The organism is Aeromonas sp. EU05-FHT14A05 (assembly GCF_058791175.1).
Map to the genome: position 1 here is coordinate 129710 of NZ_JBYTDH010000008.1, position 20196 is coordinate 149905.

General features: G+C 60.6%; 18 protein-coding genes. 7 read left to right on the plus strand and 11 right to left on the minus strand.

Annotation, left to right across the window (positions count from 1 at the left end; translation table 11 throughout):
• Nucleotides 1–17 precede the first annotated feature (17 nt).
• The 7 genes from ihfA to thrS form a co-directional block, all read right to left on the minus strand.
• Nucleotides 18–314 (minus strand): integration host factor subunit alpha, encoded by a 297-nt coding sequence (ihfA, locus tag AC3WR3_RS13245; protein WP_005300715.1) that lies wholly within the window; start codon nucleotides 312–314, stop codon nucleotides 18–20.
• A 3-nt stretch (nucleotides 315–317) separates the two neighbouring features.
• Nucleotides 318–2705 (minus strand): phenylalanine--tRNA ligase subunit beta, encoded by a 2388-nt coding sequence (gene pheT, locus AC3WR3_RS13250; protein WP_492292061.1) that lies wholly within the window; start codon nucleotides 2703–2705, stop codon nucleotides 318–320.
• A gap of 12 nt (nucleotides 2706–2717) precedes the next feature.
• Nucleotides 2718–3701 carry a phenylalanine--tRNA ligase subunit alpha gene (pheS, locus tag AC3WR3_RS13255; RefSeq protein ID WP_139434408.1) on the minus strand — a complete coding sequence of 328 codons (984 nt, stop codon included), beginning with the start codon at nucleotides 3699–3701 and terminating at the stop codon, nucleotides 2718–2720.
• 323 nt (nucleotides 3702–4024) lie between these two features.
• Nucleotides 4025–4381, minus strand: a complete 357-nt coding sequence (gene rplT, locus AC3WR3_RS13260) for a 50S ribosomal protein L20 (protein WP_010674800.1) — start codon at nucleotides 4379–4381, stop codon at nucleotides 4025–4027.
• A gap of 14 nt (nucleotides 4382–4395) precedes the next feature.
• Complete coding sequence (rpmI, locus tag AC3WR3_RS13265) at nucleotides 4396–4593, minus strand: 50S ribosomal protein L35 (RefSeq protein ID WP_005315535.1); 198 nt, start codon at nucleotides 4591–4593, stop codon at nucleotides 4396–4398.
• Nucleotides 4594–4679: 86 nt separating this feature from the next.
• The gene (gene infC / locus AC3WR3_RS13270) at nucleotides 4680–5228 is read right to left on the minus strand and encodes a translation initiation factor IF-3 (protein ID WP_041204270.1); all 549 of its coding nucleotides are present in this window, start codon (nucleotides 5226–5228) and stop codon (nucleotides 4680–4682) included.
• A gap of 3 nt (nucleotides 5229–5231) precedes the next feature.
• Nucleotides 5232–7160 (minus strand): threonine--tRNA ligase, encoded by a 1929-nt coding sequence (gene thrS, locus AC3WR3_RS13275; RefSeq protein ID WP_043131783.1) that lies wholly within the window; start codon nucleotides 7158–7160, stop codon nucleotides 5232–5234.
• Nucleotides 7161–7533: 373 nt separating this feature from the next.
• On the opposite strand from thrS, the gene AC3WR3_RS13280 reads away from it, so the two are divergent.
• The gene (locus tag AC3WR3_RS13280; protein ID WP_492292062.1) at nucleotides 7534–7749 is read left to right on the plus strand and encodes a hypothetical protein; all 216 of its coding nucleotides are present in this window, start codon (nucleotides 7534–7536) and stop codon (nucleotides 7747–7749) included.
• A 4-nt stretch (nucleotides 7750–7753) separates the two neighbouring features.
• Here AC3WR3_RS13280 and AC3WR3_RS13285 read toward each other — a convergent pair whose 3' ends face one another.
• The gene (locus AC3WR3_RS13285; RefSeq protein WP_202043643.1) at nucleotides 7754–8344 is read right to left on the minus strand and encodes a tetratricopeptide repeat protein; all 591 of its coding nucleotides are present in this window, start codon (nucleotides 8342–8344) and stop codon (nucleotides 7754–7756) included.
• 175 nt (nucleotides 8345–8519) lie between these two features.
• Between AC3WR3_RS13285 and AC3WR3_RS13290 the strand changes: the two genes are divergently transcribed.
• Entirely contained in the window at nucleotides 8520–9575 is a 1056-nt protein-coding gene (locus AC3WR3_RS13290; RefSeq protein WP_492292063.1) for a PA0069 family radical SAM protein, read from the plus strand.
• 19 nt (nucleotides 9576–9594) lie between these two features.
• Here AC3WR3_RS13290 and AC3WR3_RS13295 read toward each other — a convergent pair whose 3' ends face one another.
• Both AC3WR3_RS13295 and gyrA read right to left on the minus strand, forming a co-directional pair.
• Nucleotides 9595–9768: a hypothetical protein gene (locus AC3WR3_RS13295; protein ID WP_265435219.1), complete on the minus strand. Its 174-nt coding sequence runs from the start codon at nucleotides 9766–9768 to the stop codon at nucleotides 9595–9597.
• Nucleotides 9769–10049: 281 nt separating this feature from the next.
• On the minus strand, nucleotides 10050–12848 hold the full coding sequence (gene gyrA, locus AC3WR3_RS13300; RefSeq protein ID WP_492292064.1) for a DNA topoisomerase (ATP-hydrolyzing) subunit A: 2799 nt from the start codon (nucleotides 12846–12848) through the stop codon (nucleotides 10050–10052).
• A gap of 199 nt (nucleotides 12849–13047) precedes the next feature.
• On the opposite strand from gyrA, the gene ubiG reads away from it, so the two are divergent.
• From ubiG to yfaE, 5 genes are all read left to right on the plus strand, one after another.
• Complete coding sequence (gene ubiG / locus AC3WR3_RS13305) at nucleotides 13048–13764, plus strand: bifunctional 2-polyprenyl-6-hydroxyphenol methylase/3-demethylubiquinol 3-O-methyltransferase UbiG (protein ID WP_202045796.1); 717 nt, start codon at nucleotides 13048–13050, stop codon at nucleotides 13762–13764.
• Nucleotides 13764–14498, plus strand: a complete 735-nt coding sequence (locus AC3WR3_RS13310) for an HAD family hydrolase (RefSeq protein ID WP_492292065.1) — start codon at nucleotides 13764–13766, stop codon at nucleotides 14496–14498. Before ubiG ends, AC3WR3_RS13310 begins: the two co-directional genes overlap by 1 nt.
• Before the next feature lie 500 nt (nucleotides 14499–14998).
• The gene (nrdA, locus tag AC3WR3_RS13315) at nucleotides 14999–17266 is read left to right on the plus strand and encodes a class 1a ribonucleoside-diphosphate reductase subunit alpha (protein ID WP_162519121.1); all 2268 of its coding nucleotides are present in this window, start codon (nucleotides 14999–15001) and stop codon (nucleotides 17264–17266) included.
• An 83-nt stretch (nucleotides 17267–17349) separates the two neighbouring features.
• Nucleotides 17350–18483 (plus strand): class Ia ribonucleoside-diphosphate reductase subunit beta, encoded by a 1134-nt coding sequence (gene nrdB, locus AC3WR3_RS13320; protein WP_139434395.1) that lies wholly within the window; start codon nucleotides 17350–17352, stop codon nucleotides 18481–18483.
• Nucleotides 18484–18556: 73 nt separating this feature from the next.
• Nucleotides 18557–18877, plus strand: coding sequence for a class I ribonucleotide reductase maintenance protein YfaE (gene yfaE / locus AC3WR3_RS13325; protein WP_492292066.1), 321 nt, complete (start codon nucleotides 18557–18559; stop codon nucleotides 18875–18877).
• A gap of 111 nt (nucleotides 18878–18988) precedes the next feature.
• On the opposite strand, the gene mltA is transcribed toward yfaE, so the two are convergent.
• The gene (mltA, locus tag AC3WR3_RS13330) at nucleotides 18989–20140 is read right to left on the minus strand and encodes a murein transglycosylase A (protein WP_492292067.1); all 1152 of its coding nucleotides are present in this window, start codon (nucleotides 20138–20140) and stop codon (nucleotides 18989–18991) included.
• Nucleotides 20141–20196: the final 56 nt, after the last annotated feature.

Consider the following 20196-nt stretch of genomic DNA (forward strand, 5'->3'; position numbering starts at 1 on the left):
ATTTGCCTGGCTTTTCTTTACTCATTGGGTTCAACATTTTCTACCCTGGCCTTGAGCTTCTGGCCAGGCCGGAAGGTCACCACACGACGGGCGCTGATGGGAATATCCTCGCCCGTCTTGGGGTTACGTCCGGGACGCTGGTTCTTCTCACGAAGATCAAAGTTACCGAAGCCTGAAATCTTGACTTGTTCACCGCGCTCGAGCGCCTGTCTGATTTCCTCAAAGAAGGCTTCCACCATGTCTTTGGCTTCACGCTTGCTCATCCCGAGCTGGGTGAACAGGTGCTCTGCAATGTCGGCTTTGGTAAGCGCCATAGATCAATCCCTCAAGGATGCATTCAACTCTTCACCAAGGGCCCGCACGACATTGTCTACGGTCTCGGCAATCTCTTTCTCCTCCAGGGTGCGCTGGGTGTCTTGCAACACTAGACTGATGGCCAGGCTCTTCTTGTCCTCTGCCATACCAGCACCCTGGTATACGTCGAACAAGTTTATTCCAACTAACTGATTTCCGCCAACTTTTTTAATTACTGCCAGGACGTCACCGGCCAGAACCGCAACGTCGACCACCACGGCGATGTCACGGCGGTTGGCCGGGAAGCGGGAAACTTCGGCCGCAACCGGCACCTTGGCAGGGGTCAGCTTGTCCAGTTCCAGCTCGAACATCACGGCACGGCTCTTGAGACCCAGCTTCTTCTCGAGGCTCGGGTGGATCACTCCGATGTGGCCGATGACGGCGCCATTACGCAGGATGGCGGCGCTCTGGCCCGGGTGCAGGGCGCTGTGCTCGGTACGCTCGAAGCTGAAGGTGGCCCCTTCGGCGGTGAGATCCAGCACGGCTTCCAGATCCCCTTTCAGATCAAAGAAGTCGCTGCCACGGCTCTTGACGTCCCAGTGCTCGTCGCTCTGGTTGCCGGTGATGATGCCGGCCAGCATGGGCTCCTGACGGATGCCGTTCTCGGCGCTTGCGTCCTTGATGAAACGCAGGCCCTGCTCGAACAGACGCACACGGCCCTGCTGACGGTTCTGGTTGTAGACCACCGCCTGCACCAGACCCGGGAACAGGGAGACACGCATGGCGGACATCTCGACTGAGATGGGGTTCGGCAGAACTATGGCGTCGCTCTGGGGGAACAGGGTCTGCTGGGCCTTGGGATCCACGAAGCTGTAGGTGATCGCCTCCTGGAAACCTCTGTCGACCAGCAGGTCACGCACCCGCTTCAGGGTCACCTGGCCTTCGGCCTGCTCCACCATCGCCAGGGAGGCGGCGGGTTTGAGGTTCGGGATGTTGTTGTAGCCGTAGATGCGGGCCACTTCCTCGATGAGGTCTTCCTCGATGGCGATGTCGAAACGCCAGGAGGGGGCCAGCGCGGTCCAGCCGTCGGCGTCCACGGTCACCTGCATGCCGAGGCGGGTCAGGATCTCGAGCACCTGGGCGTCGGCCACGCTGATGCCGATCACCTTGTCGAGCTTGGCACGACGCAAGCGGATGGGGGCAGCCTTGGGAAGATGGGCATCGGATTTGACCTCGATGACCGGGCCAGCTTCACCGCCGCAGATATCCAGCAGCAGGCGGGTGGCTCTGTCCATCACCTTGGCCTGCAGCTCGGGATCGACCCCGCGCTCGAAGCGGTGGGAAGAGTCGGTGTGCAGACCGTAGGCACGGGCGCGGCCTGTGATGGAGAGCGGCGCGAAGAAGGCGCACTCCAGCAGGATGTCGGTGGTGGTCTCGGACACACCGGTGCGATCGCCGCCGAAGATACCGGCCATGCAGGCAGGGCCTTTGGCATCGGCAATCACCAGGGTGTTGTCTTTAAGCTTCACCTCGGTACCGTCGAGCAGGGTCATGGGCTCATCGCTACGGGCGCGGCGCACCACCAGCTCCCCTTCCAGCTTGGCCAGATCGAAGGCGTGCATCGGCTGACCGTATTCCAGCAGCAGGTAGTTGGTGATGTCGACGATGGCGTCGATGGAGCGGATGCCGCCACGGCGCAGCTTCTCCTGCATCCAGAGCGGGCTCTGGGCGCTCAGGTTCAGCCCCTTGATGACGCGACCCAGGTAACGTGGGCAATCGGCGGGCGCCTCGACCCGGATCGGGAAGCTGGCGTCAATGGTGGCGGCGGCAGGCGTCCAGCTCGGCTCGACCACGTCCACGCTGTTGAGCACGCCGATCTCCCGGGCCAGACCCGCGATGCCGAGGCAATCGGCACGGTTCGGGGTCAGATCCACGTCGATGGCGACGTCATTGAGGTTGAGGTAGTCGCGAATGTCGGTGCCGATGGGGGCATCGGCCGGCAGCTCGATGATGCCGTCCGCCTCGACGTCGATACCCAGCTCGCTGAAGGAGCAGAGCATGCCGTGAGACGGCTGGCCACGCAGCTTGGCTTTCTTGATGGTGAAATCGCCCGGCAGGGTCGCGCCCACCTTGGCCACACACACTTTCAGGCCGGTACGGCAGTTCGGCGCGCCGCAGACGATGTCCAGCAGCTCGGCCTCCCCCACGTTGACCTTGGTCACCCGCAGCTTGTCGGCGTCCGGATGCTGGGCACACTCGACCACTTCACCCACCACCACGTTGTTGAACTGGCCGGCGACCGCTTCAATGGCGTCGACTTCGAGGCCGGCCATGGTGATCTGCTCGGCCAGTGCGTTGTCACTCAACTCGGTGCGGACCCACTCCATCACCCAGGATTTACTGAATTTCATGTTCTCTCGCCCTTACTTGAACTGCTTGAGGAAGCGCAGATCGTTTTCGAAGAAGGCACGCAGGTCGTTGACCCCGTATCGCAGCATGGTCAGGCGCTCAACGCCCATGCCGAAGGCAAAGCCGGAGTATTTTTCCGGATCGATGCCGACCGAACGCAGCACGTTCGGGTGCACCATGCCGCAGCCCAGCACTTCCAGCCACTTGCCGTTCTTGCCCATCACGTCCACTTCGGCGCTCGGCTCGGTGAACGGGAAGTAGGAGGGGCGGAAGCGAATGGTGAGATCTTCCTCGAAGTAGTTGCGCAGGAAGTCGTGCAGTATCCCCTTGAGCTCGGTGAAGCTGGCATGCTCGTCCACCAGCAGGCCTTCGACCTGGTGGAACATGGGGGTGTGGGTCATGTCGTAGTCGTTACGATAGACGCGGCCCGGCGCTATGATGCGGATCGGCGGCTGCTGATGTTCCATGGTGCGGATCTGCACGCCCGAGGTGTGGGTACGCAGCATCAGATCGGGATTGAAGTAGAAGGTATCGTGATCGGTACGCGCCGGGTGATGAGCCGGAATGTTCAGCGCATCGAAGTTGTGGAAGCCATCTTCAATCTCGGGACCGCGCTCTACCTTGAAACCCATCTCGCCAAACAGGCGCTCGATGCGTTCAATGGTGCGGGTCACCGGGTGCAGGCCACCGTTCTCGATACGACGACCCGGCAGGCTGATGTCGATGGTCTCGGCCGCCAGCTTCTGGTTCAGCACGGCAACTTCGAGGGCTTCACGACGCGCGTTCAAGGCATCCTGAACCAGCTGCTTGGCCTGGTTGATCACGGCGCCTGCGGCGGGACGCTCCTCAGGCGAAAGGGCGCCCAGGCCCTTCATCTGCTCGGTAAAAAAGCCCTTTTTACCCAGATATTTGACCCGGATTTCGTCGAGGGCGGCGATGTCGCTTACGCCCTCAATTTCGGCCTTGGCCTGGCCGACTACTTCTTCAAGCTGTTGCATGTCTTCCTCGTCACCACTCCCGAAACAGGAGCCTTTAGGCTAAATAAGGTCAAGAGGGGAATAATACAAAAAAAGCCCCTTCGCTGACCATAGTTATGGCGGGCTTTTCTCCCTATAAATCATTTTGTTATATCAAGCGAGTCTCAAGCCCTCCCCCGCTCGCTTTAATTTTTGATGTTAGGCCTTGGTTTGTTGGCATATCAGACATTTTCGCGTCGGCCACCAGGGCGGATGGTGCTGTACGGCACAACACACTGAAAGCAAAAAGCGGGCAACAAAAAAGGAGGCCTGAGCCTCCTTTTATCTTTCATAACAGAACCGGATTAAACCAGAGCTGCTTTGGCCTTTTCAACCAGGGCGGTGAAAGCCAGCTTGTCGTGAACGGCGATATCGGACAGGATCTTGCGATCGATCTCGATGGAAGCCTTCTTCAGACCGTCGATCAGACGGCTGTAGGACAGACCGTTCTGACGGGCTGCAGCGTTGATACGCGCAATCCACAGCTGACGGAACTGACGCTTCTTCTGGCGACGGTCACGGTAGGCATACTGACCAGCTTTGGTTACCGCTTGTACCGCTACGCGGTAGACACGGGAACGGGCGCCGTAGTAACCCTTGGCGGCTTTCATTACTTTCTTGTGACGAGCGCGAGCAGTCACACCACGTTTAACTCTTGGCATTTTTCACATCCCCCTTATGCGTACGGCAGACAAGCGACAACACGTTTGTGGTCGGCAGCAGAAACCATGAACTTCGGCCCCAGCTTACGCTTACGCTTACTGCTCTTCTTGGTCAGGATGTGACGCAGGTGGTTGTGCTTGCACTTGAAGCGACCTGAGCCAGTCTTCTTGAAGCGCTTTGCAGCACCCCGGTTGGTTTTCATCTTCGGCATTTCATACTCCGCATTGTGAGTGACAACAAAATCGCAAGGCGAACCGACTCACGGGGCGAGCCCCATGAGTCAATTTCTTGTGGGCCTTAAGATTTCTTCTTAGGTGCGAGGACCATCACAGCTTGACGGCCTTCGACTTTCGGGAACGACTCGACTACGGCCAACTCTTCCAGATCGTTCTTGACTCGCTCCAGAACCTTGATACCAAGATCCTGGTGGGCCATTTCACGACCACGGAAGCGCAGGGTGACCTTCGCCTTGTCCCCGTCTTCCAGAAAGCGAACCAGGTTGCGTAGTTTTACCTGATAGTCGCCTTCGTCAGTGCCAGGACGGAATTTGATTTCCTTCACCTGGACGACTTTCTGCTTTTTCTTCTGTTCTTTGGTGGTCTTGCTCTTTTCGTAGAGGAATTTGCCGTAATCCATGATTCGGCAAACGGGCGGCTCAGCGTTAGGACTGATCTCGACCAGATCCACTCCGGCTTCAAGGGCCAAGTTCAGGGCATCCTGGATGGTGGTGATGCCAATGGCCTCACCGTCCAAACCAGTCAGACGAACTTCTTTCAGACGGATCTCTTCATTGATCCGGTGAGCGCGGGCTTGCGGTTGCTTGCCCAGTTTTTTTCCGCCTTTTATAGCTTATTCCTCCACTTTCTTTTGTCCGCGGGTCTGAACTTCCTGGGTTAACAGAGCTATCAGCTCTTCAACAGGATAAGAACCCAGGTCAGCCCCTTTACGAGTCCGTACTGCAATCTTGCCGGCTTCTACTTCTTTATCGCCGCAGACCAGCATGAAAGGCACTCGCTTCAAAGTATGCTCGCGGATTTTAAAGCCAATCTTCTCATTTCTCAAGTCCGCTTTTGCGCGAAGGCCCGCATCATTCAATGCCTTGGCAACTTTCACCGCATAATCGGCCTGATTATCCGTGATATTCATGACCACGGCCTGAGTCGGTGCCAGCCAGGTCGGGAACAGTCCGGCGTACTCTTCGGTCAGGATACCGATGAAACGCTCGAGGGACCCGAGAATGGCCCGGTGGATCATCACGGGTACGTGACGTTCGTTGTCTTCGCCCACATAAGTAGCGCCAAGACGGCCCGGCAAGGCAAAATCGAGCTGCACGGTACCACACTGCCAGGCACGATCAAGACAATCGTGCAGGGTGAATTCGATCTTGGGACCGTAGAAAGCCCCCTCACCCGGCTGCAGATCGTACTTCAGGCCGTTGAGCACCAGGGCTTCCGCCAGGGCGGCTTCCGCGCGATCCCAGGCTTCATCGGAACCGATGCGCTGCTCGGGACGGGTGGAGAGCTTGACCACGATGTTTTCGAAGCCAAAGGTGCCGTAGACGTCATAGACCATGCGAATGCAGGCCGAGACCTCTTCCATGATCTGATCTTCGGTACAGAAGATATGGGCGTCATCCTGGGTGAAGCCGCGCACCCGCATCAAACCGTGCAGGGAGCCTGAGGGCTCGTTGCGGTGGCAGGAGCCGAACTCTGCCATGCGCAGGGGCAGGTCCCGGTAGGACTTCAGACCCTGGTTGAAGATCTGCACGTGACCCGGACAGTTCATCGGCTTGATGGCGTACTCGCGGTTCTCGGACTGGGTGGTGAACATGGCCTGGGCGTATTTCTCCCAGTGGCCTGAACGCTCCCACAGCACGCGATCCATCATGAAGGGGCCTTTCACCTCCTGATAGTCGTACTCCTTGAGCTTGCCGCGGATGAAGGTTTCCAGCTCACGGAAGATGGTCCAGCCATCGTTGTGCCAGAACACCATGCCGGGGGCCTCTTCCTGCATGTGGTACAGGTCGAGCTGCTTGCCAATCTTGCGGTGGTCGCGCTTGGCGGCCTCCTCGAGACGCTGCAGGTAGGCCTTGAGCTGCTTCTTGTCGGCCCAGGCGGTACCGTAGATGCGCTGCAGCATCTTGTTGTTGGAGTCGCCGCGCCAGTAGGCGCCGGACATCTTCTGCAACTTGAAGTGGTGGCAGTGACGCATGTTGGGCACATGGGGGCCGCGACACATGTCGACGTACTCTTCGTGATGATAGAGACCGGGCTGATCATCGCGGGCGATGTTCTGATCCAGGATTTCGACCTTGTAGGTCTCGCCGCGGGCCTCGAACACGTCGCGCGCCTCCTGCCAGGAGACCTTCTTCTTGACGACGTCGTAATCCTTGGCGGCCAGCGCCAGCATGCGCTCTTCCAGGGCAGCCAGATCTTCATCGGTCAGGGTGCGGTCGAGATCGACGTCGTAGTAGAAACCGTTGTCGATGACAGGACCTATGGCCATCTTGGTCTGGGGCCAGAGTTGCTTGATGGCATGACCCAGCAGGTGGGCGCAGGAGTGGCGCAGAATGTCCAGACCGTCTTCGTCTTTGGCGGTGATGATGGCCAGGGAAGCATCGGCTTCGATCAGCTCGCACGCATCCACCAGTTCACCGTTCACCCGGCCGGCAATGCACGCCTTGGCGAGACCGGGACCTATGTCGGCGGCGACGTCCATGACGGAAACGGCGTGGGGAAATTGACGTTGGCTGCCGTCAGGCAGAGTAATGATTGGCATTAGGTGTTTCCTTATACAGTGGTGCCCCCTACCAAAGGGCACATGCAGATTGGAGAAAACCTTTCATTTCAAGCAGTTCACCCCTGAGTTTCACCGTTCACAATACGGTTGCTACACAGCGGTGGTACACACCCTCTTGGGTGCGCAAGGCCATCAATTGACAGGTACAGCGGAGGATTGTATCAGACGTCACGACCCAGACAAGTTGCCTTGCCGATTTTGTATACCATGAAGGGGAAAGCGAGGTGCGCCGTCATCAGTTGATTTGCCTGGCGTCACAGAGGCAATCGGGACGACGCATACGCGATACAGGTCCCGCCGCGCCCTCTCTGTGCTAGGTTTCCAGTGAGGCGTCTGCCTAAATGAGGAGAGCATGATGTACACCTATGACATTTCGTTTCCGGAGCATGCGGAGAAGATTGTCCATCCGGATCACCTGTTGACGACACACTGCCCCGTTCATCTCGGGGAGCTGGTGATCCTGAGCGATGGCAGCAAGCGCGAGGTATGCAGCATAGTGCACAGCGCCGATCGCAGCACCCTCTACGTCACCAACGTGACACCGGGCAAGATCACCGCCAGCCGCTGAGGGGCTAACCCTCCCCCAGCAGTGACTGGCCATTGAAATCGAAGGCGCTGCGACCCTCCTCGGCCAGCGCCAGCTCCTGCAATACCGTCAACGCCAGCTTGTTGCCCTTTTGCGAGGCCTGATAGAGCCACTGCTTGGCCTCGGCCATGTCGACCCGACCGTTGGCCCCCATCAGATGCAGCACTCCCACCTTGAGCATGGCGGGCACGTCTCCGTTGCGGGCCGCCCGCTCCATCCAGTGAAAGGCGATACGCAGATCCCGTGGCACCCCTACCCCGCGCAGATAGAGCTCCGCCAGCCGGTACTGGCCAAACGCATCCCCCGCCTCGGCGGACTGACGATAGAGGCGGATGGCCTGCGCCAGATCCTGCTCGCTCCCCTGCCCCAGCTCATGGCTCCACCCCATCAGGGCCTGCGCCCTGGGTTGACCCTGCTCGGCCAGCGGCTGCCAGATACCGGTCGCCTGCTCGAAGTGGCCCACCCGCCAGGCGCGATTGGCCGCGGCCAGCTCCTGCTCGGTGGAGAGCGGTATCAGACGCCAGGCGACCAGGGCAATGACGCCGATAAACAGCCAGCGGTAAGTGGTGGGACTCATGATGATTTCCGTGATCCAGTTCGCATTTTGTCTATGTAAACGAAATGTAGCGACAGATCAAGCAGGAGATCCCGTTCTTTGGCCGAGTGAAATAAGGGAAGAGTGGCCGGACTTGATGTTTGGCACCATCCCGAGCAGAATGACTGTATGTATAAACAGTATATAGTGTGATGAGATGGCAGGACGAGGCAGCACCCATAATATCGAGCACCGTTTCAGCGGCCCGCAGATCGATGCCATCGACGATGGCTGGCAGGCCGTGGAATGGGAGGCGGCATTTCGTGCGTCCCAGCCCCGAACCGAGGTGCGGGAGATCCAGGCCAAGAGCATCATCAGCCACAACCTCTCGCCGGACGTCCCCTTCGGCCGCTCCATCAATCCCTATCAGGGGTGCGAGCATGGCTGCATTTACTGCTATGCCAGACCCAGCCACGCCTACCTGGAGCTCTCTCCCGGCCTGGATTTCGAGACCCGGCTGTTTGCCAAGCTCAATGCCGCCGCGCTGCTGCGCCGGGAGTTTGCCAAGCCAGGCTATCAGCCGCAGACCATAGTACTCGGGGCCAACACCGATCCCTACCAGCCCATAGAGCACCACTATCGCCTCACTCGCGAGCTGCTGGAGGTGATGCTGGCCCATCGCCATCCGGTGGGGATCATCACCAAGAGCGCCATGATATTGCGCGATCTCGATCTGCTGGCCGAGCTCGCCCGGGAGGGGCTCTGCCAGGTGATGGTGTCGGTCACCACCCTGAACGAGACTCTCAGGCGACAGCTGGAGCCCCGCGCCAGCACGGGCGCGGGTCGGCTCAAGGTCATCGAGAAGCTGGCACAGGCCGGGATACCTGTGGGAGTGCTGGCGGCACCCATGATCCCGCGGCTCAACGAGCCCGAGCTGGAGCAGATCATCAAGGGCGCCGTGGAGGCGGGCGCCGGCTGCGCCGACTACATACTGCTGAGACTGCCCCACGAGCTGACCACCCTGTTTTGCGACTGGCTGGAGGAGCACTACCCCGGCCAGAAGGAGGCTATCCTGAACCAGTTGCGGGCAAGCAGAGGGGGGGCGCTCAACAGCCCCGCCTTCGGGACTCGCATGCGCGGAGAGGGTCAATTCGCCGACTTGCTCGCCCAGCGCTTTCGGCTCATCAGCAAGCGGCTGCAACTGGGCAAGCGCCATATCGCGCTCAACACCTCTGCCTTCATTCGCCCCAACGAGCAGTTGCGCCTGTTCTGATGGCTGCGGCTATCGCCGCTCAGCCCCTGGGCCTTGGCGGATGAGGGCGCACCGGCTTGCCCTGCGCGATCAGCTCCGCCGGCAGGCGCGAGGGCTCATAAGCCACCTCCTCCTGCTCGTCATGTGACAATGCCCTGGCATCCTCTCCCCACATCCGGCTCCACCAGATCTCCCACATGATCCAACTGGTCATACCCTGCTCCTTCTGGATGATATTGCCAACGCCGGGCTCGGGCATGATCGTGCCCTTGTCCCACCTGAACAGCCGCAGTCTGTCCCGCCGGGATGACAGCCAGATGACGCCGGGATGAAGGATTGAATGAGCAAGAGAGCCCGGAGCGGGAAAATCCGGCGCCAGCACAGGAGATGAACGCAGGCAGTTTCGGATGACCGAGCGCCGCAGGAGGGAATGAAGGCAAGACAAACAAAAAGAGCGACCCAAGGGCCGCTCTTTTTTATCGAGGCAGGTAACGATTATTCGTCGTCAGCCGCACCCGCTTCGCTGGAGCCTGCATCGTCGGCAGCACCGGCGTCTGGCGCAGTTTCTGCACCTTCCGCCTGCTCGCCGTCGATGGCCATGCCCTCGGCGACCAGAGCGTCGTTCTCTTCCTCGTCGCTCTCGGCAATGCGCTGCAGGCCGACCACGGTCTCGTCTTCACCGGTACGGATCAAACGGACACCGCCGGTGTTACGGCCGATGACGCTCACCTCGGCAACACGGGTACGCACCAGGGTGCCGCCGTTGGTGATCAGCATGATCTGGTCGGTATCCTCGACCTGGATCGCATCGATCACCTTGCCGTTGCGCTCGTCCACCTTGATGGAGCGAACGCCCTGGGTACCACGGCTCTTGGTCGGGTACTCGTCCAGTGCGGTGCGCTTGCCGTAACCGTTCTCGGTGGCGGTGAGGATGGCACCTTCACCGCGCGGCACGATGAGGGAAACCACCTTGTCACCGGCGCCCAGCTTGATGCCGCGCACACCGGCGGCGGTACGACCCATGGGACGCACGCCCTTGAAGGTACCCTTGTTCTCGGTGCCTTCAGTGCCTTCGCCGTTGTCGCTGCCATCCTCGTCGTTGCCGGCGTCGTCGTCGGTCTCGACGTCATCGCTGACATCCGCATCGGCTGCATCGGCGCGGCCGCTACCTTCATTGAAGCGAACCACCTTGCCCGCATCGGAGAAGAGCATGATCTCGTTGCTGCCGTCGGTGATGTCCACCCCGATCAGCTCATCACCCTCCTTGAGGTTGATGGCGCGAATACCGGAGGAGAGCGGACGGCTGAAGTCGGACAGGCTGGTCTTCTTCACGGTACCGTTGGCGGTGGCGAAGAAGACATACTTCTCGGCATCATACTCCTTCACCGGCAGGATGGCGGTGATGCGCTCACCCTCGTCCAGCGGCAGCAGGTTGATGATGGGACGACCACGGGCGCCACGGGACGCTTCCGGCAGCTGATAGACCTTGAGCCAGTAGACCTTGCCACGGGTGGAGAAGCACAGAATGGTGTCGTGGGTGTTGGCCACCAGCAGACGCTCCACAAAGTCCTCTTCCTTGATCCGGGTGGCCGACTTGCCACGACCACCGCGGCGCTGGGCCTCGTAGTCGGAGAGCGGCTGATACTTCACATAGCCCTGGTGAGACAGGGTGACGACCACGTCTTCCGGGGTGATCAGATCTTCGATGTTGATCTCGGCACTGGACATGCTGATCTCGGTGCGACGCTCGTCGCCATACTGCTCGCGCACGGCCAGCAGTTCATCGCGGATCACTTCCATCAGCCGTTCCGGGCTTGCCAGGATGAACAGCAGCTCGGCGATGAGATCCAGCAGAGACTGGTACTCTTCCAGGATCTTCTCGTGCTCGAGGCCGGTCAGCTTGTGCAGACGCAGGTCAAGGATGGCCTGGGCCTGGATCTCGGTCAGGAAGTACTGCCCTTCACGGATGCCGAACTCCGGCTCCAGCCACTCCGGCCGTGCCGCGTCGTCGCCCGCTTTCTCCAGCATGGCGGCCACGTTGCCGAGTTCCCAGCCCTTGGCAACCAGGCCCGCTTTCGCATCCGCCGGGGTCGCACTGTGGCGAATGAGCTCGATGATGGGGTCGATGTTGGCCAGCGCCACCGCCAGACCTTCCAGGATGTGCGCCCGATCCCGCGCCTTGCGCAGCTCGAACACGGTCCGGCGGGTCACCACCTCGCGGCGGTGCAGCAGGAAGGCATCCAGGATCTCTTTGAGGTTCATCACCTTGGGCTGGTTGTTATCGAGCGCCACCATGTTGATGCCGAACGTGGTCTGCATCTGGGTGTGCTTGTAGAGATTGTTCAGCACAATCTCGCCGGACTCGCCGCGCTTGATCTCGATAACGATGCGCATGCCGTCTTTATCAGACTCATCGCGCAGGGCACTGATGCCCTCGACCTTCTTCTCTTTGACCAGCTCGGCGATCTTCTCGATCAGCCGCGCCTTGTTCACCTGATAGGGGATCTCGTGAACGATGATGGTCTCGCGACCGCTCTTCTCGTCCACTTCCACCTCGGCCTTGGCCCGCACATAGACGGAGCCGCGACCGGTCCGGTAGGCCTGCACGATGCCGGAGCGCCCGTTGATGATGCCGCCGGTGGGGAAATCCGGGCCGGTGACATAGGTCATCAGCTCGTCAATGGTGAGGGCGCCATTCTCGATCAACGCCAGACAGCCGTTGACTATCTCGGTGAGGTTGTGAGGAGGAATGTTGGTCGCCATGCCCACCGCGATACCGGAGGAGCCGTTGATCAACAGGGTGGGTACCTTGGTGGGCATGACAGCCGGGATCATCTCGGTGCCGTCGTAGTTCGGCACCCAGTCCACGGTCTCTTTGTCCAGATCGGCCAGCAACTCGTGGGAGATGCGCGCCATCCGCACTTCGGTGTAACGCATGGCCGCAGCGTTGTCGCCATCGACCGAGCCGAAGTTGCCCTGACCATCGACCAGCATGTAACGCATGGAGAAATCCTGCGCCATCCGGACAATGGTGTCATACACGGCGCTGTCGCCGTGCGGGTGATATTTACCGATTACGTCACCGACCACACGGGCCGATTTCTTATAGGGCTTGTTCCAGTCGTTCCCCAACTCGTTCATAGCAAACAGAACGCGGCGGTGAACCGGTTTCAAGCCATCACGCACATCCGGCAGAGCTCGTCCTACGATCACGCTCATGGCGTAATCCAGATAGGAACTCTTGAGCTCTTCTTCGATGTTGACCGGCGTGATCTCTCTGGCCAGATCGCTCATAGAAAGCCTTAATCCCTAATTAGTTGTTCTTTGGCTTAAACAGCGCGACATGGTAACACACTGAGCCAAATACCTTAAGCCACAAATCCGGGTAACACGTCGGGCTGGTGTGCCCAAGTCCGTCCGTTATAATGCCCGCCAGGACAATAGATTGCGCGCGCCCTGCCCGCTGCGCGCCCTGCCACAGGATCATCAAAAAATGAATAGTGATGCCAATGTCGATCTGACAGAAATCGCCAAATTTGAAGCCATCGCCTCCCGCTGGTGGGACATGGAGGGCGAGTTCAAGCCCCTGCATCAGATAAACCCGGTGCGCCTTGACTGGATCACCGACAAGAGCGGTGGCCTGTTTGGCAAGCGCGTGCTCGACATCGGCTGCGGCGGCGGCATCCTCTCCGAGAGCATGGCGCGCCGGGGTGCTCGCGTGACCGGCATCGACATGGGCAAGGAGCCCCTCGGGGTCGCCCGCCTGCACGCCCTGGAGCAGGGTGTGGAGCTCGAATACCGCCAGATCACCGCCGAAGCTCATGCCGCCGAGGCCCCCGGCCAGTATGATGTGGTCACCTGCATGGAGATGCTGGAGCACGTGCCGGATCCCGCCTCCGTGCTGCGGGCCATCGCCACCCTGGTGCGCCCGGGGGGCAAGGTGTATGTCTCCACCATCAACCGCAACCCGAAAGCCTACCTGATGATGATCCTGGGGGCCGAGTACCTGCTGAAGATGGTGCCCAAGGGCACCCACGATCACAAGAAGTTCATCACCCCCGCCGAGCTGTGTCGCATGGGTGAAGCCGCGGGCCTCTTGGTGCGGGACATGAGCGGGGTGCACTACGCGCCGCTCTCCAACAGCTTCAAGCTCGGCAGGAACGTCGACGTCAACTACATGGTGGCCTTCGTGCGCCCGGAGTCAGTCTGATGAGCACCGACAAGGCGCCCCTGCGCTGCGTGCTGTTCGATCTGGACGGCACCCTGCTCGACACGGCCCCGGATCTCGGCGCCGCCGTCAACCATGTGCTGGTGAGCGAAGGCTTTGCCCCGCTGCCCGAGGCCATCATCCGCCAGACCACCTCCCACGGGGCCCTCGGTCTGCTCAAGGCGGGCCTGGGGGAGGATCTGCTGGAAGAGCTGGGGGCCACGCGCCTTCGCACCGCCCTGCTCGACCATTACGCCGCCAACCTCTGCGTCGGTACCCGTCCCTATGAAGGGATGCTGGATCTCATCGAATGGCTCGATGAGAAGAAGCTGCCCTGGGGCATAGTCACCAACAAGCCGGGCTTTCTCACCGAGCCGCTGCTGGCTGCCCTGCCCGAGCTTGCCAGCTGTGGCGTCACCGTCAGCGCCGACACCCTGCCGGTACGCAAGCCAGACCCCGCCCCCATGTTCTTTGCCTGCGAGCGGCTCGGGGTCGAGGCGGCCCAGTGCCTCTACGTGGGGGATCACGTGCGCGACATCGAGGCGGGGCGCAACGCCGGCATGCTTACCGCGGTGGCGGGCTGGGGCTATCTGAGCGATGACGAGGATACCGCCGACTGGGGCGCCGACTTGCACTTTGATACGGTACAGGCCCTGCACCACTGGCTGCGCTACGAGCTGACCCGAGTCAGCCCTGTTCCGCATGATGTTATAGATGGATCATCCGGGCAGCTTTAACGCCAGAAGGTTCCCAGATGAGCACGACGCTCACTCACCGGGCCGCACATTGGCAATGACAAGGGGCGCAGATGCGCCCCTTGTTTTGAGAAGATGACAAGTGCGCGCCTGCGGGGACAGGACAGCTTTTGACCCTGGCTGCACAAGGGATAACCAGGCTGAATTTGCTAGTAAAAACACCCCCTTTTCGCAAGCAAAAAAAGTTATTTAAATTTTCCATCTTCGATCATCGGACTTGCATTTGCCGGATCGGACGGATGAAAACCCACTCACTGTGAGCAGTCACTAACTCTGGCCCGAACACCCACAATTTATCCACAGCTAATGCGTTATCCACAGATTGCAATGCCGTGCCGACCTCACTATCTTGTAGTTCGAATTTAAAATAACACTATATCTTGTGATTCATGGCGCACTTCGCCCCCAGGCCACCCTACAGAAGGGAACCCTGGATGCTGGGCGCCATGGTTTTTCGGGAATCAACTAAAGGTCATCAGCCAATGAACTTGTTTGTGACGAAGCGTAACGGCCACAAAGAACCCATCGATCTGGATAAAATTCACCGCGTGCTCGACTGGGCCGCCGAGAAGCTCGACAACGTGTCGGTCTCCCAGGTGGAGCTCAAGTCCCACATCCAGTTCTATGACGGTATCCGTACCGCCGACATCCACGAAACCGTCATCAAGGCCGCTGCTGACCTGATCTCCGAACAGAGCCCGGATTACCAGTACATGGCCGCCCGCCTGGCCATCTTCCACCTGCGCAAGAAGGCCTACGGCCAGTTCGAGCCGCCCCACCTCTACCAGCACGTCGCCCGTCTGGTGGACATGGGCAAGTACGACAAGCACCTGCTGACCGACTATACCCAGGCCGAATTCGAGGAGCTCAACGCCCACCTCGACCACTGGCGTGACATGGACTTCTCCTACGCGGCGGTCAAGCAGCTGGAAGGCAAGTATCTGGTGCAGAACCGCGTCACCGGCGAAATTTACGAGAGCCCGCAGTTCCTCTACATCCTGGTGGCGGCCTGCCTCTTCTCCAAGTATCCGAAAGATACCCGTCTGGACTACATCAAGCGTTTCTACGATGCGGTCTCGACCTTCAAGATCTCCCTGCCCACCCCCATCATGAGCGGCGTGCGCACCCCGACCCGTCAGTTCAGCTCCTGCGTGCTGATCGAGTGCGATGACAGCCTGGATTCCATCAATGCCACCGCCAGCGCCATCGTCCGTTATGTCTCCCAGCGCGCCGGCATCGGCATCAACGCCGGACGCATCCGTGGTCTGGGCAGCCCCATCCGTGGCGGCGAAGCCTTCCACACCGGCTGCATCCCCTTCTACAAGTACTTCCAGACTGCCGTGAAGTGCTGCTCCCAGGGCGGCGTGCGCGGCGGTGCCGCCACCCTCTTCTACCCCCTGTGGCACACCGAGGTGGAGAGCCTGCTGGTACTGAAGAACAACCGCGGCGTGGAAGAGAACCGGGTCCGTCACATGGACTACGGGGTGCAGATCAACAAGCTGATGTACCAGCGCCTCATCAAGGGCGGCGACATCACATTGTTCTCCCCGTCCGATGCACCTGGCCTGTACGACGCCTTCTTCGCGGATCAGGACAAGTTCGAGCAGCTCTACGTCAAGTACGAGCAGGATCCGTCCATTCGCAAGAAGACCCTCAAGGCGGTGGATCTCTTCTCCCTGATGATGCAGGAGCGCGCCGGCACCGGTCGCATCTACATCCAGAACGTGGATCACTGCAACACCCACAGCCCGTTCGATCCGGCCGTGGCCCCGGTGCGCCAGTCCAACCTCTGCCTCGAGATTGCGCTGCCCACCAAGCCGCTCAACAACGTGGATGACGAAGAGGGCGAGATCGCCCTGTGCACCCTGTCTGCCTTCAACCTGGGTGCCATCGAGAAGCTGGAAGACCTGGAAGAGATGGCAGACCTCGCCGTGCGCGCCCTGGATGCCCTGCTCGACTATCAGGACTACCCCCTCAAGGCCGCGATGAAGGGCAGCATGAACCGCCGTACCCTGGGGATAGGCGTCATCAACTACGCCTACTACCTGGCCAAGAACGGTGCCCGCTACTCCGACGGTTCCGGTCTGGCCCTGACCCACCGCACCTTCGAGGCGATCCAGTACTACCTGCTGAAGGCCTCCGTGCAGCTGGCCCGCGAGTTCGGCCCCTGCCCGGCCTTCAACGAGACCACCTACGCCCAGGGGATCCTGCCCATAGATACCTATAAAAAGGATCTGGATGTGCTGTGCAACGAGCCGCTGCACCTCGACTGGGAAAGCCTGCGTGAAGAGATCAAGACAGTGGGTCTGCGCAACTCCACCCTGACCGCACTGATGCCAAGCGAGACCTCCAGCCAGATCTCCAACGCCACCAACGGCATAGAGCCGCCCCGTGGTCTGGTGTCGGTCAAGGCTTCCAAGGACGGCATCCTCAAGCAGGTGGTGCCCGAGTACCATCGCCTGAAGGATCAGTACGAACTGCTGTGGAAGCAGCCGAGCGTCGATGGCTACCTGCAGCTGGTCGGCATCATGCAGAAGTTTGTGGATCAGGCGATCTCCGCCAACACCAACTACGACCCGGCCCGTTTCGAAGGCAACAAGGTCCCGATGAAGCAGCTGCTCAAGGACTTGCTGACCGCCTACAAATACGGCCTCAAGACCCTGTACTATCACAACACCCGTGATGGTGCGGACGACGCCCAGACCGATCTGCAAGACGACGGTTGCGCCGGCGGGGCTTGTAAAATATAAGTCGCAGCACGATCTGATGAACCGGGCGGGAGCATGAAGCTCCCGCCCTCCTGTTTCCTCTCATTCAAGACATTCAAATCACCATGGCTTATTCAACTTTCTGCCAGACCCAGAACGACCAGCTCAAGGAGCCGATGTTCTTCGGCCAGTCGGTCAATGTGGCCCGTTATGATCAGCAAAAGCACGACATCTTCGAGCGGCTGATCGAGAAGCAACTCTCCTTCTTCTGGCGTCCGGAAGAGGTGGATGTGTCCCACGATCGCATCGACTACCAGGCCCTGCCGCCCCACGAGCAGCACATCTTCATCTCCAACCTGAAGTACCAGACCCTGCTGGACTCCATCCAGGGCCGCAGCCCGAACGTGGCGCTGCTGCCCCTGGTCTCCATCCCGGAGCTGGAGACCTGGATCGAGACCTGGGCCTTCTCCGAGACCATCCACTCTCGCTCCTACACCCACATCATTCGCAACATCGTCAACAACCCGGGACAGGTGTTCGACGACATCGTCACCAACGAGCAGATCCTGAAGCGCGCCGGCTCCATCAGCCACTTCTACGACGATCTGATCGAGGCAACCGCGCTCTATCACCTGCACGGTGAAGGGAGCCACAAGGTGGGCGGCCGCGAGGTCTCCATTAGCCTGCGGGAGCTGAAGAAGAAGCTCTATCTGTGCCTGATGAGCGTCAATGCCCTGGAGGCGATCCGCTTCTATGTGAGCTTCGCCTGCTCCTTTGCCTTCGCCGAGCGCGAGCTGATGGAAGGCAACGCCAAGATCATCAAGATGATCGCCCGCGACGAGGCCCTTCACCTCACGGGGACCCAGCATATGCTGAACCTGATGCGCACCGGTCAGGACGACCCCGAGATGGCCGAGATTGCCGCCGAGTGCGAGCAGGCCTGCTTCGAGATCTTCAAGGAAGCGGCCGAGCAGGAGAAAGAGTGGGCCGAGTACCTGTTCCAGGATGGCTCCATGATCGGTCTGAACAAGGACATCCTCTGCCAGTACGTGGAGTACATCACCAACCTGCGGATGGCGGCGGTCGGCCTGCAGCCAGCCTTCATTGGCGCCAAGCAAAACCCCATCCCCTGGATCAACACCTGGCTTTCGTCCGACAACGTGCAGGTGGCCCCCCAGGAAGTGGAGGTGAGCTCCTACCTGGTCGGCCAGATCGACAGCGAAGTGCACGCAGACGATCTCGGTGATTTCGAGCTGTGAGTCAGCTGCCCGAACCGCTGGCCAGTCGCACTCGCAGCGAAGTGCACCCAGACGATCTGGGGTACGCCGCGCCGTGAGTGACGCCACCAACACGCTGACCCCCGCCCCCTGCTCTGCCCCCGCGCAGAGCGAGGCGGGCTCGCCACGGGTGCATACCCAGGATGACGTGCTGCACGCCCATCCCGGCGAGAGCCTGTTGGAGACCCTGGAGCGCCACGGTCACAGGGTGGAGTTCCAGTGCCGCAGCGGCTATTGCGGCGCCTGCCGCACCCCCTTGCTGACAGGCACAGTGCACTATCCCAGTGTGCCGCTGGCGTTTGTCTCCCCAGGGGAGTGCCTGCCCTGCTGCTGCCGACCGGTGGGGGCCATCCGGCTGGACATCCAGAAGGGCTGACGCCCAAGCTGGCAACTCGCGCAAAACAAAAAGCCGCCGGAGCAATCCGGCGGCTTTTTGCTGCGTCATCTGCAGAGGGCGCCCTGTGCAGGCGCCCGAGCCATCAAAGGGTCACAGCCAGGGGGCGGCGGTCGGCCCGTGATGCAGGCCCAGCTTCCAGACCCGACCGAAGTGCTTGTAGTGACCGGCGGCCACACCGGCCTTCTCCCCCATGCCGTGATAGAGATCGAGGTGACCCTTCTTCACGGCGCCACCCACGTCCAGCGCGATCAGCAGGCGCAGCTGGTGTTTGCCGGTCCAGTTGCCCGCCTTGTCGAGCAAGGGCACTTCCGCGAGGATCGGGGTCCCCATGGGCAGCAGGGTCTTGTCGGCGGCCACCGCCGCCATGGGCAGCAGCGGAATGCCGGCGGCGCCCACCACGTCGTTGGTGGGGCGACGCTCGAAGAAGACGTAGGAGGGGTTCTGCTCCACCAGCTCCTTGACGTTCGCCTCCGGCTGGCGGCTCGCCCACTCCTTGATGGCCTTCATGGACATCTGCTCCTTGGGCACCTCGCCCCGGTCGATCAGCACCCGGCCGATACTCACGTAGCCGTGGCCATTCTTGCCGCCGTAGCCCAGGTATTGCAGCCTGTCGTCATCCCCGTAGTGGACGAAGCCGGAGCCCTGCACGTCCATCAGGAAGTTGTCGATGAGGGACTTGCTGTAGCCCAGCTCCAGCCCACGGTTGGCCAGGGCCCCCTGATGGATCTCGGCCCGGCTCGGGCAACGACCGCCACATCTGGGCATGGCATAGATGGGGTACTTGTACTTGGCATCCGGGCGGTGACGCACCTCCAGCACCGGCGAGTAGTAGCCGGTGAAGAGCACGTTGCCCATGCGATCGGCGCCGCCGAGCTGGGCCAGGCTGATGCCGTACTGGGTGATATGGGCGGGATCACCGCCATTGGCCACCCAGCGGGAGAGCTGGCGATAGAGCTCGCCGTAGCGACGGGTCATCTTGCCGGAGCGCTCCAGCACCAACCGGCTCTGGGGGCCGAACTTGCTGTAGTCGGCGCGCTGACGGCTGTTGACCCGCTCCACCCGCACCAGATCCCCGGGCAGGGCACCATCCAGATACTGCTTGCCCAGATTCTCAGGGACCTCGCAGTTCAGAAAACATCCGGATTCCGCCTTCTTCTGGGGCACCTTGGCGGGTTCAGGGTTGCCCGCACAACCGGCCAGTCCCACCACGGCGGCGGCCAGCCAGTACGCATGTTTATTCATATGTCCTCATATAACACCGAGCATCATGTTCGGCGGGGAAGATGCCAAATTTGCCG